Source organism: Aequorivita aurantiaca (genome assembly GCF_030410135.1).
In the GTDB taxonomy this organism is placed as follows: Bacteria; Bacteroidota; Bacteroidia; order Flavobacteriales; family Flavobacteriaceae; genus Aequorivita; species Aequorivita aurantiaca.
The window spans coordinates 524,439-541,522 of record NZ_JAUGQQ010000001.1; the positions used below are offsets into that span (position 1 = coordinate 524,439).

Annotated in this window: 14 protein-coding genes; 3 read left to right on the plus strand and 11 right to left on the minus strand. The window is 40.2% G+C overall.

The window, feature by feature from the left end; translation table 11 throughout:
- Nucleotides 1–50: 50 nt before the first annotated feature.
- The 3 genes from QRD02_RS02475 (at nucleotide 51) to QRD02_RS02485 (ending at nucleotide 5,520) form a co-directional block, all read left to right on the plus strand.
- Complete coding sequence (locus QRD02_RS02475) at nucleotides 51–989, plus strand: HU domain-containing protein (RefSeq protein ID WP_290253314.1); 939 nt, start codon at nucleotides 51–53, stop codon at nucleotides 987–989.
- Between the two features lie 87 nt (nucleotides 990–1,076).
- The gene (locus QRD02_RS02480) at nucleotides 1,077–1,586 is read left to right on the plus strand and encodes an acyl-CoA thioesterase (protein ID WP_290253315.1); all 510 of its coding nucleotides are present in this window, start codon (nucleotides 1,077–1,079) and stop codon (nucleotides 1,584–1,586) included.
- 331 nt (nucleotides 1,587–1,917) lie between these two features.
- Entirely contained in the window at nucleotides 1,918–5,520 is a 3,603-nt protein-coding gene (locus QRD02_RS02485; RefSeq protein ID WP_290253316.1) for a S8 family serine peptidase, read from the plus strand.
- A 53-nt stretch (nucleotides 5,521–5,573) separates the two neighbouring features.
- Here QRD02_RS02485 and QRD02_RS02490 read toward each other — a convergent pair whose 3' ends face one another.
- From QRD02_RS02490 to QRD02_RS02540, 11 genes are all read right to left on the minus strand, one after another.
- Entirely contained in the window at nucleotides 5,574–6,860 is a 1,287-nt protein-coding gene (locus QRD02_RS02490; RefSeq protein WP_290253317.1) for a murein hydrolase activator EnvC family protein, read from the minus strand.
- Entirely contained in the window at nucleotides 6,861–7,625 is a 765-nt protein-coding gene (gene lolB1, locus QRD02_RS02495; RefSeq protein WP_290253318.1) for a lipoprotein insertase outer membrane protein LolB1, read from the minus strand. It lies immediately after the preceding gene.
- Nucleotides 7,626–7,630: 5 nt separating this feature from the next.
- Nucleotides 7,631–9,007 (minus strand): tetratricopeptide repeat protein, encoded by a 1,377-nt coding sequence (locus tag QRD02_RS02500; protein WP_290253319.1) that lies wholly within the window; start codon nucleotides 9,005–9,007, stop codon nucleotides 7,631–7,633.
- Between the two features lie 77 nt (nucleotides 9,008–9,084).
- Complete coding sequence (locus tag QRD02_RS02505) at nucleotides 9,085–10,101, minus strand: sugar phosphate nucleotidyltransferase (RefSeq protein ID WP_290253320.1); 1,017 nt, start codon at nucleotides 10,099–10,101, stop codon at nucleotides 9,085–9,087.
- A gap of 94 nt (nucleotides 10,102–10,195) precedes the next feature.
- On the minus strand, nucleotides 10,196–10,642 hold the full coding sequence (gene dut / locus QRD02_RS02510) for a dUTP diphosphatase (RefSeq protein ID WP_290253486.1): 447 nt from the start codon (nucleotides 10,640–10,642) through the stop codon (nucleotides 10,196–10,198).
- Between the two features lie 63 nt (nucleotides 10,643–10,705).
- A complete protein-coding gene (locus QRD02_RS02515) occupies nucleotides 10,706–12,160 on the minus strand; it encodes an oligosaccharide flippase family protein (RefSeq protein ID WP_290253321.1) in 1,455 nt (484 codons plus the stop codon).
- 70 nt (nucleotides 12,161–12,230) lie between these two features.
- Complete coding sequence (locus tag QRD02_RS02520) at nucleotides 12,231–12,626, minus strand: acyl-CoA thioesterase (protein WP_290253322.1); 396 nt, start codon at nucleotides 12,624–12,626, stop codon at nucleotides 12,231–12,233.
- Nucleotides 12,623–13,978: a magnesium transporter gene (gene mgtE / locus QRD02_RS02525; protein ID WP_290253323.1), complete on the minus strand. Its 1,356-nt coding sequence runs from the start codon at nucleotides 13,976–13,978 to the stop codon at nucleotides 12,623–12,625. Before mgtE ends, QRD02_RS02520 begins: the two co-directional genes overlap by 4 nt.
- Nucleotides 13,953–14,786, minus strand: a complete 834-nt coding sequence (rsmA, locus tag QRD02_RS02530; RefSeq protein ID WP_290253324.1) for a 16S rRNA (adenine(1518)-N(6)/adenine(1519)-N(6))-dimethyltransferase RsmA — start codon at nucleotides 14,784–14,786, stop codon at nucleotides 13,953–13,955. The genes mgtE and rsmA overlap by 26 nt, the downstream gene beginning before the upstream one ends.
- A gap of 47 nt (nucleotides 14,787–14,833) precedes the next feature.
- Nucleotides 14,834–15,166, minus strand: coding sequence for a DUF4286 family protein (locus tag QRD02_RS02535; protein ID WP_290253325.1), 333 nt, complete (start codon nucleotides 15,164–15,166; stop codon nucleotides 14,834–14,836).
- Between the two features lie 52 nt (nucleotides 15,167–15,218).
- Nucleotides 15,219–17,000, minus strand: a complete 1,782-nt coding sequence (locus tag QRD02_RS02540) for a tetratricopeptide repeat protein (protein ID WP_290253326.1) — start codon at nucleotides 16,998–17,000, stop codon at nucleotides 15,219–15,221.
- Between the last annotated feature and the right edge of the window lie 84 nt (nucleotides 17,001–17,084).

A 17,084-nucleotide genomic window follows, 5' to 3' on the forward strand; every position in this document is an offset into this window, starting at 1 on the left:
TTACCAAAACAAAAATTGGATTGCCTCCAAAAAAGGCTAATTTTGTTAATATGCAACTTACAACCTACATAGCAGATCTTCTTTATCGATACGAATGTGTGATTATTCCCGGTTTCGGCGCTTTTTTGACGCGGTACAAATCTGCACATATTGACGATGTTTCAAATACGTTTCATCCGCCTTCAAAAATTGTTTCATTCAACAAACAATTGCAGGCCAATGATGGATTGTTTGCCAATTATGTAGCTTCGGTTGAAAAGTGCAGTTACGAAACCGCTTTGCAAAAAATTCGGATTTTTACAGCCGAAATTTCGAAAGAGCTGACTGAAGGAAAAACTATTTCCTTCAAAAATATTGGACAATTTTCCTTGAATGCTGAGAAATCCATTCAGTTTGAACCTTTGCAGCAGCAGAATTATAGCACTTCAGCTTTTGGTCTTTCTTCGTTTGTTTCGCCAAAAATAAGCCGTGAAGTTTACCAAGAAAGTATTGATACTTCGGAAGAAAAGGCTCCAATAATTTTCAGGCCCGAAAGAAAAGAAGCGAGGCCTTATTTAAAATATGCCGCGGTGGCCGTAATTGCTATTTCCGCAATAGGTTTCGGAAGTTTGAAGCTTTATGAAAACCAAGTTCAAAAATTCAATTATGCGGAAAGACAGAAGGCAAATTCTTTAGTAGAAAACCAAATTCAGGAAGCAACTTTTGTTATTGAAAATCCGTTGCCGGTACTAAATCTGCAACTTCCCAAACATATGGGTATGTACCATATAGTGGCCGGGGCGTATCGGGAGGAAGAGAATGCAAATAAAAAAATTGAACAGCTGCGTGAAAAGGGATATTCTCCATATAAAATGGATGCCACCCGTTATGGGCTGCATCAGGTTTTGTATGCAAGTTTCGAGGACCGTTTGGAAGCGTTGGCAAAACTTCGCCAAATTAAACATTCAGAAAATGGCGATGCCTGGCTTTTGGTTCAAAAAATACAGTAGTTTTTTCATCCCTTAAACCAGTTTTTCTTTCCTCATTTTCTCTTCTCTTTTTTCCGAACTTAGGTATCTTTGCGAAAAAATTTTCAGATGCACGCGAAAACTCCAAAGGATTCACATACGATTTATACAGACATGGTGCTTCCCAGCGAAACCAACCCCATCGGGAATATGTTCGGAGGTGAACTTTTGGCCCGAATGGACCGAGCTGCCAGCATAGCCGCGCGTCGCCACAGTCGTAGAATAGTTGTTACTGCCTCGGTTAACCACGTGGCTTTCAACAAAATGATTCCCTTGGGAAGCGTAGTGACCGTTGAAGCAAAGGTCTCACGGGCGTTTTCGAGTTCTATGGAAGTTTATATGGATGTTTATATTGAAGATAGGGAGAGCGGGGAGAGAAGCCTTTCAAATGAAGCAATCTATACTTTTGTGGCTGTCGATGAAATGGGCAATCCCGTTAGAGTGCCTGAACTTATTCCCGAAACCGAGATTGAGAAGCAACGTTTTGATGCCGCGCTCCGCAGAAAGCAATTGAGTCTTGTGCTTGCCGGAAAAATGAAACCGGGGGATGCGACGGAATTGAAGGCGCTTTTTCAATAAAATAGCTTTATAATCATCGATTTTGTCGATTTCTATAGGAATTTTGGTTGCGGCCAATCGATTATTTATGGTGAAAATTTCCGAGCGACTTTGAGATGAAGGCTAAAATCACTTATAATAGTCTCCCGATAAGTTTTGTGGAATTATAATTTTGATAATTTTCATTGCAACTTCTTTCATTTAAATCACTGATTTATATGTTAAAAGACAATTATTTCTTCAAATGATAATTGATTTTTTGCGGTTATTAAATATATTTGGAATCCTTTCATAAAAAACAGCTTTGTTTTTTTCAGAAATATATTTTCAACCCTTTCAAAATCTTTAATCGATGAAACAAAAATCTACTTTATCTACATTCCGAAATTTTGTTTTTGTGACGATGACCTTAGTGTTTTCATTCTCATTTGGACAAAATAATTCTGAAATAAATTTTCAGGGCGAAACTTTCAATATTCCTGAAAATATTGACACATTTCAATGGAACCAACTGTCCGAAGCTGCCAAACTGGCCAATGGTTATGTTGCATGGCTTCAGTTTTATGAAACGCCCACCCAGAACGTGCAAGATCTCTTTAAACAGCAAAAAATAGAATTGTTGGAATATATTCCCCACAAAACATATTTGGCATTCTTTCCAAAAAACACAGACGTAAATTTATTGCGAAACAACGGGGTACGCAGTATTATAACGGTACCGGCAAATGCAAAAATTGCGGCATCACTTAAATATCCACCTTATGATAATTATGCGATGGATGGAAATAATATTTTGGTTACCCTTCAATTCCATAAAAATGTTTCGGCAGAATATGTAATCCAGCAGCTGGCTGAAAAGCAGATCGCGGTGAAGCAACAATATAAAGGGTCGAATATCATAGATCTTGCCATACCCGATAATTGTTTGGAAGATTTGGCGAGCCAACCGTTTGTTAAATGGGTTGAACTTATTGTGGCTCCATCAACTCCAGACGACACTCGAGGGCGTAGTCTGCATCGCTCAAGCAATTTGGATACGCAGACTTCGGCAGGAAGGAATTATACCGGTTTGAATATTGGGGTAATGTGCCGCGATGATGGTATTGTGGGCCCGCATATTGATTTTAAGGGAAGAATTGACAATTCACTTGCCAGCGGTACAGGCCAAACACATGGCGACGGTGTTTCGGGCATTATGTCCGGCGCCGGGAATTTGAATCCCTCCAACCGAGGTATGGCTGCAGGTTCCTTGCTTTATGTAGTAAATTATCAACCCAACTTTTTGGATTCGCCAACAGTTTCGCTAATCAATAGCGGCGATGTACTTATCACGAATTCATCATACAGCAACGGCTGTAATGACGGCTATACCACTATCACCCAAACGGTTGATACACAAGTTCACAATATGCCGAATTTGCAACATACTTTTTCCGCCGGTAATTCCAATGGTAATAATTGTGGTTACGGTGCCGGAAGCCAATGGGGAAATATTACCGGAGGCCATAAACAGGGCAAGAATGTGATTGCAACGGCAAACGTTTATTTTGACGGTTCCCTAGTAACATCCAGCAGTCGCGGCCCGGCTCATGATGGAAGGATAAAACCGGACATAGCGGCAAACGGACAAAATCAAATTTCAACTGCTGAAAATAATACCTATCAAAGTTTTGGGGGTACTTCGGGAGCTTCGCCCGGAATTGCCGGAGTTTCTGCACAGTTATATCAGGCTTATTCCGAAGCAAATGGAAATGTTCTTCCTCCTTCTGCGCTTATAAAGGCAACTTTAATGAATACGGCGAACGATGCGGGGAATGTTGGGCCAGACTATAAATTCGGCTGGGGAATCGTGAACGGATTACGCGCCGCGAAACTTATTGAGGACAATCGTTATCTTTCCAGCACTATTTCCCAAGGGGGATCAAACGACCATTCCATAAATGTACCTGCTGGAACAAAACAGGTTCGATTTATGGTTTATTGGAGTGATAGCCCTGCTTCCCCAGGCGCCAATCCTGCTTTGGTGAACGACTTGGATCTTTTGGTAACTGACCCATCCAATAATGATTTGGAACCTTATATTTTAGATCATACTCCCAATCCTGTTACCTTGGATCTTCCCGCTACAAATGGTCCCGACCATTTGAACAATGTTGAACAAGTATTGGTAAACAATCCTGCTTCGGGCAATTATAATATCAATATTTCAGGATTTAATGTTCCGATGGGACCTCAGGAATATTTTGTAGTATATGAAATAATTTCTGACAACATAACTGTAACATATCCAAATGCAGGCGAAAGCTTCGTGCCCGGTGAAACTGAATCCATTCATTGGGATGCAGTTGCCGTCAATACCACTGGAAACTTTGTTCTTGAATATTCCACCAACAACGGTAGCTCTTGGAATGCTATTGCTACAGTTCCGAACACAACTACTAATTATGGGTGGACGGTTCCAAATTCAGTAACTGGTGATGCGCTAATTAGAGTTACCAACGGTTCGTCGCAGGACGTAAGTGATGAAACGTTCTCCATAGCACCTTTGGTTACCAATGTGCAAGTTACACAACTCTGTCCCACGGAGGCCACTTTTTCGTGGACTGCGGTGAGCGGAGCGGAATCGTATGATTTATATATTTTGGGCGAGAAATATATGGAAGTTGCGGGCACTTCAACTACCAATAATATTACCGTTACAATTTCGGATCCTTCAGCCCCAATGTGGTATGCTGCAGTTGCAAAAAATGCTGCGGATGATTGGGAGGGAAGAAGGAGCATCGCTGTATATTATGCTGGCGGATTGCTGAATTGTTCTCTTGCGAATGATTTGTCCATAGAAAGCAACAATGACCCGAGTGATTTCAATCTGGTTTGTAATCCTGGTCCAGCTATTGTTTCGACCACTATTAGAAACTTTGGAAGTACTACTGAAAGCAATTTCGAAGTAAGCTATCAATTGAACAGTGAACCGGCCGTTGTGGAAACCTTTACGGGATCGATAGCTCCCGGCGGACAGGCTGTTTACGATTTTACCGAACCGCTGAATATTATCGCCTCCGGCAATTATACTCTTACGGTTTCAGTCAATCTAACTGGCGATGAAAATCCAAGTAATGATGAAGACGTTCTAAATTTCTATGCTGCTACTGATGCCGAACCATTGGATTTTGAAGAGCCGTTCGATAGCAACGGAGTTCCGCCTCCGGGCTGGAATATTCTTAATGCCGATAACCAGGATACTTGGGTAGAAAGAAATGGTATCACCGGTAGTGATGGCGCTTCGACGACAGCCGCATATTTGGACAATTTTTCTTATAATGCTGCTGGCGAAGAAGATGCTTTGGAGACTTTATTTATAGACTTGTCCACTGCTACTTCTGCCGCTTTAGATTTTGATTTGGCAAAAGCCCAATTTTCCACAAGTTTCTCAGACGCATTCAGAGTTGATATATCAATAGATTGTGGGGCAACTTTTTCACAAATTTATTTCAAGGATGGCCTGGACCTTTCAACCGTTTCCGGTTATCAGTCTAGCACTTGGACCCCGACTTCTGCCTCCCATTGGCGAACAGAAACAATTGATTTAGCACCTTATTTGGGTGAAAAAGTACAGTTCCGTTTTGTGAACATAAATGGATATGGCAATAGTACTTTCGTAGATAACATCAATGTTAGGGGCTCATTGGGCATTTCCAAGCAAGATTTTGGGAACATTACAATGTTTCCAAATCCGGCCTCTAGCGAAGTATTCATCAATTTGAATACTGTTCGGAACAATGTATCAATTACATTATTCAACAGTTTAGGCCAACGTTTACACGTTATTTCAGAGGCGGAAATGACCGGGAAAACGCAGGCGGTACTGAATGTCTCCAACTACGCATCGGGTATTTACTTTGTAAAAATCAAGTCGGGAGAAAATATGGCTACCAAAAAATTGATAGTTAATTAGTATTCCAAATAAAAATTGAGATAGTAAAAGGGAGCCAGTTAGGCTCCCTTTTTTTACATTCTGTAAATCCAATCTGCCGGATTTATTTTTGTTTTGTTTTGATAAATGTAGAACTTCAAAACTGTTTTTCCCTCTGTTGGGCTTTTTGCCACCAAACCAATAGTTTGTTTGGTTGAAACCTTATCGCCCTTTTTAACCGACACCGAAGCGAGATTACTATAAACCGAAATATAATCCCCGTGTTGAATAAACACAACCTTATTCGCCCCTTTAATTACTTGAATGGACATAACCTGCCCTTCAAAAATTGAACGTACGGCAGCATTATCGGCAGTGGCGATTTCCACTCCGCTGCTGTTTGTGGTTACGTTCGGAAATTGTGGGTGCTGATGCGTTCCAAAACTTTTTACTACCATTCCCTTTTCAACCGGCCATGGCAACTTTCCTTTATTACTCGTGAAACTTGCCGCAAGCGCTTTATCTTCGGCGGTTAATGCAAATTCCTCAGTTTTTGCGGGTTTTGTTACTTCAGTTTTTGTTGACGGTGTTGCGGTATTCTCTTTTTTCTTTGCTTCGGCAAGCGCTTTTTCCCGCGCTATTCTGTTTGCTTCCTCAATTGCGGCTTTTATTAGCGCATCAATTTGTCGGTCAATTTCATCGGCCTGTTTTTGTTTGGTGCGTATTTGAGCGGTGAACTTGCTTTCGTCTTTTTTCAACGTGGCCACTAAATCCTGCTGGTCTTTGCGCTCTTCGGTCAAACGTTTTTTGGCCAATTCATTTTCGGCAATAAGCTTTTGCTTTGTCTTTTTTTGTTCAATCAAATCTGCATTGAGTTGCTGCAGTTCCTCCGTTTTCGCTTTGATGCCCTCGCCCTGTTTTTTTCGGAATTTGGCATATTGCTTCATATATTGAACGCGCTTGTATGCCTGTAAAAAATTTTCCGAAGAAAGCAAAAACATTATTCGGCTTTGTTGGCTCTTGCTTTTGTATGATTTTTGGATCATTGCGGCATAGTCGGCCTTCATTATTTTCAATTCCTCGCGAAGGGCACTTATCCGGTTAATATTGTCGTTTATATTTCGCGTAAGCAAATTTGCTTGTTGGTTGGTCACCCGAATTAAATTTTCCGAAGCCGAAATACGTTGATTTAAATCCTGAACTTGCGTTAACACCGATTTTTCCTCCTTTTTCGTTTTGAATAGGAGTGAATTGATCTGCTTTATTTCCTCAAGAATTGCCTGTCTTTTTTCTTCCAATTCTTTCTGTTTGTCAATTTGGGCGGAAACGGTAGAAACCGCAATCAGACAGAAAAAGAAAAGATATTTGCGAAAATGATTCATTTAGTTTAGTTGGATTTGATCGTAACCGGCAGGAATTTCAAACGGAAAGCTCACGTCCACATTCAAGTCAATTTTTTTGTAGTTGATTTCAATCTTTGTTTTTTCGCCTTTTTCCGAAGTATCAATTAATATTGTGGATGGAAAAAACTGTCCTTCCAATTTTTGATAATCACCGTAGCGAATGCTCAGCAATCGGTCATCCTGCGGCTGTGAAAGCGTTTCGGAAGCAATTTTGAAGTTTTCAGGATTTAAAAAGAGCGAATGTATAAAATTTTGTGCCTGTTGTTTTGGCTGCACTTTAAATTTATTCTGAAAAACTCCCGCCGAATATTCCGAAGCATTTAAGGTGAAAATGGATTGGCCCAATAGTAGGCTCTGCGCTTGCTGAAAATTGATGGGCGTCCCGATCCAGTCGCCGAGCAAGGCAAAATCGCCTTCAAAATAAGTTTTACCAATGGTTTCATAATAGCTAACGCGCGTTGGTGTAATTAGAACTTTGGCAATGGTAATTCCCAAAACGGAAGCTTTCACCCAAATATTTTTATCCTTTTCCATCCGTAGGCTGACGGTGACGCTCTGCAGTTTTGCATCGGTTTCATAAACGAGTTGCACGCGACCGGCCAGCGTTTTAAACTCCGGCGCGGCCGCTTTATGGGCGGCAATCACTTCTTTTGCGGAAACATCTTCAACATTTGAAATATTTTTCGTGCCGCCGCAGGAAGTTAGTACAATTAAAAGTAGAATATATACCGATTTAAATTTCATAGTTTTCAATTGGGCATTTTAATGGAAGATGCTTTTTCAGAATACAGCTTCGCTTTTTTTGAATCGCCTTTTGAGGTGTAGGCCACACCTAATTGTTGGTAAAAATCGACTTCCATTTTTGGGTCTTCCAAAATGAAATCGAGACCGGTTTCCAAACTTTCAATGGCGTCATCACTTTTGTTGAGACCGTTGTTTGCAACGCCGTTCAATAAATATAGCAACGCTTGCGCGGGAAATATCTCCAAGCCCTCGGAACTCAATTTTTCGGCGGCATCAAATTTTTTAAAATCGATTTGAAACAGCAACGTGTTTTTTAGAAGATTGTAATTATCCGGATCGGTTGCAATACCTTTTTCGTACGCATTCAGCGCATCTTCCTTTCGGTTCTTCGCCGCATAATAATCACCGAGCTTTTCATAAACACGCGCATTTTCGATGGAAAAATTTTCAACGATTGTGGCCAATTCGCTTTCGTATTGCGGATTTTCATTTACAAACTGAATAAAATCGCCCAATACTTTATACTTCGTTTCCTTATCAACTTCTTCCGAGGCAAAAACCGTTTTCATTGATTTTATTGCTTCGGGAGCATTGCCCTCATCCAAATAAAATTTATAAAGAGCCAAATGGACGAGTTCCGATTTTGGATTGTTACTCAATAGATTTTTTGCGGCCTCAAACGCTTTTTCTGAATTTCCTTGTTCGCTGTAAAGAAAAATAAGGTTGAGATATTCCTTTTCGTTTTTTGGATTGGTTTCAATTTTTTCTTCCAGATTTTCAATGGCACCGCTGGTATTTCCTGTTATTCGGTAAATCTGCGAGCGCAGCGCATTTCGAATATCGCTTTCGCCCCACACGTCATCCAATTCATCCAGTTGCGCCAGAGCCTTATCGTATTGCTTCGTTAAGGTATAAAGATTGGCAAGATCTTCTTTGTAATCGTCATCAAATGGAATAAGTTTCTGCACCAACGGAATTGACTTTTCATATTCCTTTTGCTGATAGTACAGTTCGTAAAACTGCTCCAGAACGTCCAGTCTGTCGCCTTCGGTTTTTAAAACCTTATTGAAATTTTCCTCGGCTTGCGCATATTGCTTCAAATAGGTGTGGTTTTTCCCCATTTCAAAATAAACCACCGATTTGTTTTTTTCCGTATTTGCGACTTTTTCGGCTTTGTTCAATGCAATCAATGCCAATTCATAATTTTCAATTCCCTTTTGTTTTAACGCTTCAAAAAAGTTTTCCTGAAATGCATCGGTAACGTTTCCGAGATTGTCGGACTGTGCCGCAATGGAATCATTTTCAATTTCTTGGGAATACGATTGCTGCGGAAGAATTGTTCCGAAGAAAATTAGAAGTATGTATATAAATTTTCGTTTCAAATTTATTGTCTGTTCGAGCGCAGTCGAAACCTATATTTTAGCACCCCTTGATTATGCTCTGGGAAGCATTTTTTTTGTTATTTCAATTCGGAATAATCGCCGATACTCACATTGGTAAATTTTCCATCAAAAGTAGCGTAATTGCCAATCATTGCGTTGTCCAAAGTAGCATTTTTGATTTTTGAATTGGTTTGGATTATACTGTTTTTAACAGTGCTGTCCTCAATTACTGTGCCTTCGCCAATGGAAACGTGTGGCCCAATGGTGCTGTTATTCAAAATCACGCCATCCGCGATAAAACAGGGCTCAATTATTTTTGAATTTTTATTCGTAATGTTTTTTGAAATCAACGCTTCCTTTGCTGCGGAAAGAAAGTCGAGCATTCTTTGGTTAGTTTCAATTGTAACGTCCTTATTGCCGCAGTCCATCCATTCATCCACCGTTCCGGTTTTGAAAATTTTGCCGTCGGCCATCATTCTTTTAATGCCATCATTTATTTGGTATTCGCCGCCATTGATGATGTTGTGGTCTAAAACAAATTGCAGCTCATTTTTCAATTCCGAAACATCCTTAAAATAGTAAATACCAATAACGGCTTGGTCGCTCACAAATTCTTTTGGCTTTTCAACAAGCTCAATTATTTCATTTTTATCATTAAGATTTACCACGCCGTAGGCCTCGGGATTTGCTACTTTTTTAGTCCAAATGACGGCATCGGCGTTTTTGTCCAAATCAAAATCAGCGCGAATCAATGTATCGGCATAAGCAATAACCGCAGGACCGGAAAGCGATTCCTTGGCGCACATAATGGCGTGGCCCGTTCCCTTAGGGTCGAGTTGGCGATAAATGGTTGGTTTTGCACCCAGATTTTCAGCTAGCTTTTTCAAACTTTTAACCACATCCTCCCCAAAAAAAGCTGGATCGCCGAGAATGAAAGCGATTTCGTCAATATTCTGGTTCAAAACTTCGGCGATATCTTCCACCAACCGATGGACGATTGGTTTTCCCGCAACGGGAATCAACGGCTTTGGAACCGTGAGTGTATGTGGGCGAAGGCGGCTGCCGCGACCTGCCATTGGGACTATTATTTTCATTTTTTATACCGCGAAAGCGGGAATTTTTTTAATTGAACTTCAATTTATTTCTTAGGTTAAAAAAGTTTTAGATTCCCGCCTTCGCGGGAATTGGTCATTTCAATCCGGTACTTCCAAATCCGCCAACGCCGCGGGTGGTTTCTCCCAGCGCCTCAACTTCTTCCCAAACGGCGCGCTCGTGTTTCGCGATTACTAATTGTGCAATACGCTCGCCGTGCTCAATAGTGAAATCCTCATTGGAAAGATTTACTAAAATCACTCCAATTTCACCACGATAATCGGCATCAATTGTTCCGGGAGAATTTAAAACTGTAATTCCTTTTTTCGCCGCCAAACCGCTACGTGGGCGAACCTGTGCTTCGTAACCGACGGGCAATTCAATAAAAAGTCCAGTTTTTACGATAGCTCTTTGCAATGGTTTTAAAGTTGAAGGGCCATCAACGCAGGCTCGCAGATCCATTCCTGCGGAGGCGATTGTTTCGTAATTTGGTAATGGGTGGTTGGATTTATTAATTATTTTTATGCTCGCAAAGGCGGGCATCTCTTGATTTTTACTCATATTTCAATTTTAAAAAAGGTCTCATCTGTGCTCGACCAGAAATATTTATTTTCGGATGATTTTCATAAACTCTTTCTTTTCAGAATAGAACATAATTGCGGCAAATACTAATAACAACGCAGTTCCCGTCCAAATATTTCCATTAAATCCGTAAAAGGAAATCGCGGAAAAACTGATTGCCAAAACCAAATACCCGCTTATTTTTTTTACTTCGTATGGTACGTTATAATATTTACGGCCGTAAAGGTACGAAAGGACCATCATACTTCCATAGGCGGCGAGCGTTGCGATCGCTGAACCCATATAACCAATTAATGGAATTAAAATATAGTTCAAAACAAGCGTCACAACGGCTGCAAAAATCGAAATGTATGCACCAAACTTTGTGCGGTCGGTAACTTTGTACCAAACAGAAAGGTTGTGGTAAATGCCCAAAAATAGATTTGCCAAAAGAATGAGCGGGACGATTTTCAATGCTTCCCAATATTGACTGTTTGGGATTAAAATTCTTTTAAAAATATCAATATAAACAACCACTACCAAAAGAATCAAACACCCAAAAAAGGTGAAATATTTTGTTATGGTAGCATAGGTATTTTTTGCGTTTTCGTTTCCGGAATGGTTGAAGAAAAAGGGTTCAATGCCCAAGCGGAAAGCCATCACGAAAAGTGTCATAAACATTCCCAATTTGTAGCAAGCGGAATAAAGCCCTACTTGCGTTTCGGCAATATTTTCGGGCAAAAGATATTTCAGTAGAATCCTATCAAAAGCTTCGTTTATGCTGAAAGCGATGCCGGCGATAAGCACTGGAACGGCATATTTCATCATTTGTTTCCAAATAATCTTGCTGAAACCAAAACCAATTTTCAAATAAAGTGGAAGCAAAACCAAAAGCGTTACAGCGCTCGCAATTAAATTCGCAATAAAAACGTAGGCAACTTTATTTTCCGGGAACCAAAGTGAATTCCAATAATTACTATTTTCTGCAAGTTTTGGAAGCAGTAAAAGGAAAAATAAATTGAGTGCAAGATTTATAGCGACATTGAAAATTTTAACGACCGCATATTTCATTGGTTTTTCATTGGCGCGGAACCAAACAAAGGGTAACACTACTAATGCATCCAATGCTAAAATTAGCAATCCGTAGGTGACATACTCGGGTTTAAAATCGGAGACTTCTGCGATGTAATTTGTAAAAAGCAATGTAATTCCCAAAAAAATAAGTGTCGAAACCGTAAGCGAAGTAAGGGTAGTGGATTGTACAATTTTTTGTTGTGATTTGTCTTTCGTTACAAATCTGAAAAACGCCGTTTCCATTCCGTAGCTCAGCAAAACATTCCCCAAAATTAAAAAAGCCATTACGGTTGAATAAATTCCGTATTCTTCCGGCAACAAAACTTTTACATACAGCGGAACGAGAATTACCGTTAAAATCCGCGGCAGCACAGTGGCCAATCCGTAAATAAAAGTTTGTTTGAAAAGTTTTTTGAAAACGCTCAATGCGGTGCGGTTTTATTGGGCAAAAGTATTGAAAATAATAGTCTTGAAAGGGAATTCTTTCCTTTCATATTCAAATGAAGAGTTGGGAAATTTCCCCTGTAATTTTAATAGGGCGAAAGGTTTTCGCATCCAAAAAGCACCAAAGTGTTTTGGCTTCCACAATAGTCTTTCCATCGGAAGGGCGAATAATTTTGTAACATCTTTCGCTTTTTACTCCTTCATAATTATCAATCCACGTTTGGGTTTCAAGTTCTTCGCCCAAAAAAGATGGGTTTTTATAGGAAATGGAATGCTCCAAAACTACCCAAACATATTCCTCTCGTTGCTTTTCAGAAGTTTTGGAAATCCAGTGCGCTTCCGCGGCATCCAGGCACCACTGCAAATAAGTAACGTTATTTACGTGGTTTAAGCCGTCGATGGCTGAATCTGGAACGGTAAATTTTTGCTTAAAAATAAAGGGTTTCAAAATCCAAGAATTAATTTCGCAATTAGAAAATAGGTGAGAATTCCAAAAACATCGTTGCTTGTGGTAATAAATGGACCCGTTGCTACGGCTGGATCAATGCCTTTTTTGTCCAAAATAATTGGTATAAAAGTGCCAATGAGTGCCGCCAAAATTATTACTGAAATAAGCGCGATGCCAATGCTGATGGATTCCAAATAAGTGGTGAAAAATAGAAAATGGCTTATTACCAAAACTACCAAAGCAATCGCCAAACCGTTAACGAGCGCAAGCCCTGATTCCCGCAAAAGGCGCGTTAAAATGTTTCCTCTTAAAGTATCATTTGCCAAACCCTGCACTACAATTGCACTGGACTGTACGCCCACATTTCCCGCAGTTGCCTGTATTAGTGGAACGAAAATTAGAAGTTTAGGAAAATTTTCTAAAATTGTCTGAAATCCTGAAATAATACTGGCTGCGCCGAGGCCGCCCAGCATTCCAATCATAAGCCAGGGAAGTCGGGCACGGGTTTGTTTAAAAAGACCGTCATCGGCTTCCACATCTTGCGAAATACCTGCGGCCATTTGGTAATCTTTTTCGGCTTCTTCTTTTATGAAATCCACAATATCATCGATGGTGATTCTTCCCACCAAAACGCCGTTATCATCAACAACGGGAATGGCTTCCAAATCGTATTTCTGCATAATTCGGGCAACATCCTCGGCTTCGGTGTGCACATTTACGTAATCGACCTTTGGAATGTAAACCTCGCTAATATGCGCCTTTCCGGGGGCTGTGAGCAAATCTTTTAGCGAAAGTCTTCCTTTCAGTTTTCCTTCTTTATCGGTAACATAAATAGAGTGCACACGGGTAACGTTTTCGGCCTGCCGGCGCATTTCGCGAACGCAACCGGCCACGGTCCAGGTTTCTTTTACTCGTACCAATTCCTTCGCCATTAAACCCCCAGCGGTATCTTCATCGTAACGCAAAAGGTCCACAATATCGGCGGCGTGCTCTTCGTCCTCAATGTGGTCAATTACCTGTTTTTGAACATCGTCGTCCAATTCCGCGATGATATCTGCTGCATCATCGGTGTCCATTTCGTCGAGCTCATCGGCAATTTCAGAAGGGGAAAGATTGTCCAAAATTCGCTCACGGAAATCGTCATCCAGCTCCATGAGCGCTTCGCTGGTAATTTCGCTGTCGAGAAGTTTTATGAGATAAGTTGCTTCTTCGGTATCCAATTCGTGAAGCAATTCGGCAACATCGGCAAAGTGAAAATCGTGCAAAAGTTCGGTCAGCGCATTGCGATTGTCATCGGCAATGTGCTGTTCAACCTGCTCGATAAATTCATCTGTCAGTTGAAATTGCATCATTTTCCAGTTTTTGGGTGAGGGCTATAAATTGCGAAACGGAAAGTTGTTCCGGGCGTTGCCCAAAGATAGCATCTTCTTTTATTTTATCGGAAAGATTGAAGGATTTTAAACTGTTGCGAAGCGTTTTTCTACGTTGCTGAAAGGCGGTTTTCACCACTTTATAAAGCATTTTTTCATCACAAGGAATGGCAAAATTTGCCTTTCTTTTTAAACGAAGTACGCCGCTCTCAACTTTTGGCGGCGGATTAAAAACAGATGGCGGCACGGTAAAAAGATATTCGGCCTCATAAAAAGCCTGCGCCAAAACTGAAAGAATTCCATAGGTTTTGCTGCCTTCCTTTTCACATATTCGTTGCGCAACTTCTTTTTGGAACATTCCCGTAAATTCTGGAATCTGCTCTTTCCATTCCAGCACTTTAAAAACTATTTGGGTAGAAATATTATATGGAAAATTGCCCGTTATGGCGAATTGTTCCGTTCGGAAAAGTTGCGAAAGGTCATGCTTAAGAAAGTCTGCTTCAACAATTTGAAGGTTTTTATTGAGAAAGTTTTTTTCCAAATAGACGATGGATTCCGTATCTAAATCCATGGCAATAACTTCAATGTTTTTTTGAATCAAATACTTTGTGAGTACGCCCATTCCCGGGCCAATTTCCAATACATTTTCATAGCCTTTCAAAGTCAGTGTATCGCCAATTTTTTCAGCAATAGCTTCATCCTTCAAAAAATGTTGGCCGAGATGCTTTTTGGCCCGTACAGTATTTGATTCCGAATTTTCTTTTGGCTTTTTGGAGTGGTCTTTTTTCATTTAAAAAAATTGGAATCTGTTTGCATCGAAAAAATAATTGCAGCGAATTAATCTTTTTTAAAAAGTTCGTTGTAGGCTTCCCCGATTACTTCCATTTCGGTACGAAATGCCACAAATTTCCCTTCAAAAGGTTTGCCTTGTGCACGCAGTTCTGGCGCGTTTTCGTTGTAATATTTTTCCAGGGTTTGCTTACTGTCTGTCGTGTATTGAACTGAATAAGTAATTCCGCCCATTTCTTCCTCGATAACCACGCGCGTCATCAACGCTTTGCTGAATTTTCCAGTGGCGAGCATGGCGGGAATATGTTCAGTTTTCATCCATTGGAGCCAACGCTCGTGTACGCTTTCTTCTATGTTTATGGTTACGTTGTAGATGTACATATTTTTTAGATTTCAAAAATCAAGCAGCAAATACCAAATGTCCTTTTGGAATTTAATTAATTTCATCGCCCCGAAGCGACCTGAATTTTTTTCGGGCTTCCACAAAATAAATGCTGTCCGCATAATTGAAAATAATCTGTTCGTATTCCTGCTTTGCTTTTTCGGGCTGGTTGAGCTTTGTTTCGTAGAGTTGCGCCAAACGGTAATGCGCATCATCGGCCAAAATGTCTTCTTTGTAAAATTCAATAATTTTCAAATAATTGGTTTCTGCTTTTTCAAATTCGCCAGTTTTTTCAAAAAGTTTTCCCTGCTTCAACAGGGCCTCATCCTCAATTTTTTCGCCTTTGTTGTTTGTTAAAATATCTTCCAAAACAGCGATTGATTCTGAATTTTTGTCTTGAAAAGCCAGTAAATCTGCCCGTGCATATTTTCTGAGAGCAGTTTGAGTGGAGTCTTCCAACGAGTTGTCACGAATCAAGAGGCTGAGTTGCATGGCATCGTTCGCCATTAGCTGTGAGGTGGATTTCTTGAGCACGTCCAACTGTACTTGCGCCCATTCAAAATCGCCTTTGAAATAGCTAGTTTGTGCTACTTTAAAGCGGGCTTCCTGCGCTAGCACATCGCTTTGCACTTTTTTCTGGATTTGGGAATAGTAAATAAGCGCTTCGTTGAATTTCTCGTCAAAAACCAAAATATCTGCGAGTTCCATTTTTACCCGTGCTTCCTGATAGGCATTCAATTGATCTTTTGCGAGTTTTTTGAGATTAGAGATAGCTTCTTCCTTTCGATTGTTTTGAAATGCCAAAAAATGGTTGTAATCAATTTGCAGCAAATAGGTTTCGCGGCCTCGACCGAATTCCTCAAACAGTTTTTCAAACTTTTTTTCTACTTCTGGGTATTGTTTTGGCGTGGCGGTTTTTACCTCCATTTTCATCAGGATCTGATTGCCTTGAAGTTTATTTTCCGGCGTATAGGAATTTTCAATAATGAAATTTACAATTTCCCTGCCGGTTTCATAATCTTCATCTGCAATGGCAATATAAGCCAGATCCGTAATTCCGGAGAGATCCTCCCCAATGCGCTTGTAAATTGCTTTTTCCTGCACAAAAGCTTTTTTATATTCTTTTTGCTGTATAAACAGCCAGCTAAGCAAATCGTTATAAAGAATGTCCGGATTTTGTTGCGACCGCTGTAGCAGGATTTTTTTGAAAGTAATGTTCGCTTCGTTTGTGGGATTTTCAGTGATATAAATGCTGAAATAGCGCTGCGCCACAGCTTTGAAACTCAAATTTTTGACAATAAGGTTTAAATAGCTGTCGAACATTTTCTCTAGCTTGCCCTGTTCCCCATAAATTTGCGCTAGATGTGAATTGAAATCCACTTTGTCACTCAAAGACATTGCTTTTTCATATATGGTGACGGCTTGGTCCAGCATACTATATTTTTCGAAAGCGGCGCCAACATTATATGCGTAACTTGGATTGGTATTCAATGTTTCAATCGCTTTAGTGTAATAATCTGTGGCCAATTCCTGTTTATTTTGAAGGACATAGTTGTGTCCAATTTCCACAAACAGCTGAGGAAAATTGCGACCGTCACCAAGTTTTTCCTTTAACAATTTTTCAGCTTCTGAAAATTTTTCAACTTGTTGGTAAGATGCTACCATCGCCAGAAAATAGTCTAAACGATATGGATTTTGATTGCTTAGTTTTTCGTAAATGGTTAAAGCCTTTTCAAACTGTCCCTGTTCGAAATAATTTTTTGCCAAGGCATCGCTTTGAGAAAAAGCTTTGGAAATACCGAAAAAAAGTAGAATAAATACAAAATTGCGCATGGCGTAAATATAAGCAAATGGCCGGATAGCTATCGGTTTCTGAAAATAATTATCAAAAACGGAGCCGCAATGATACTCGAATAA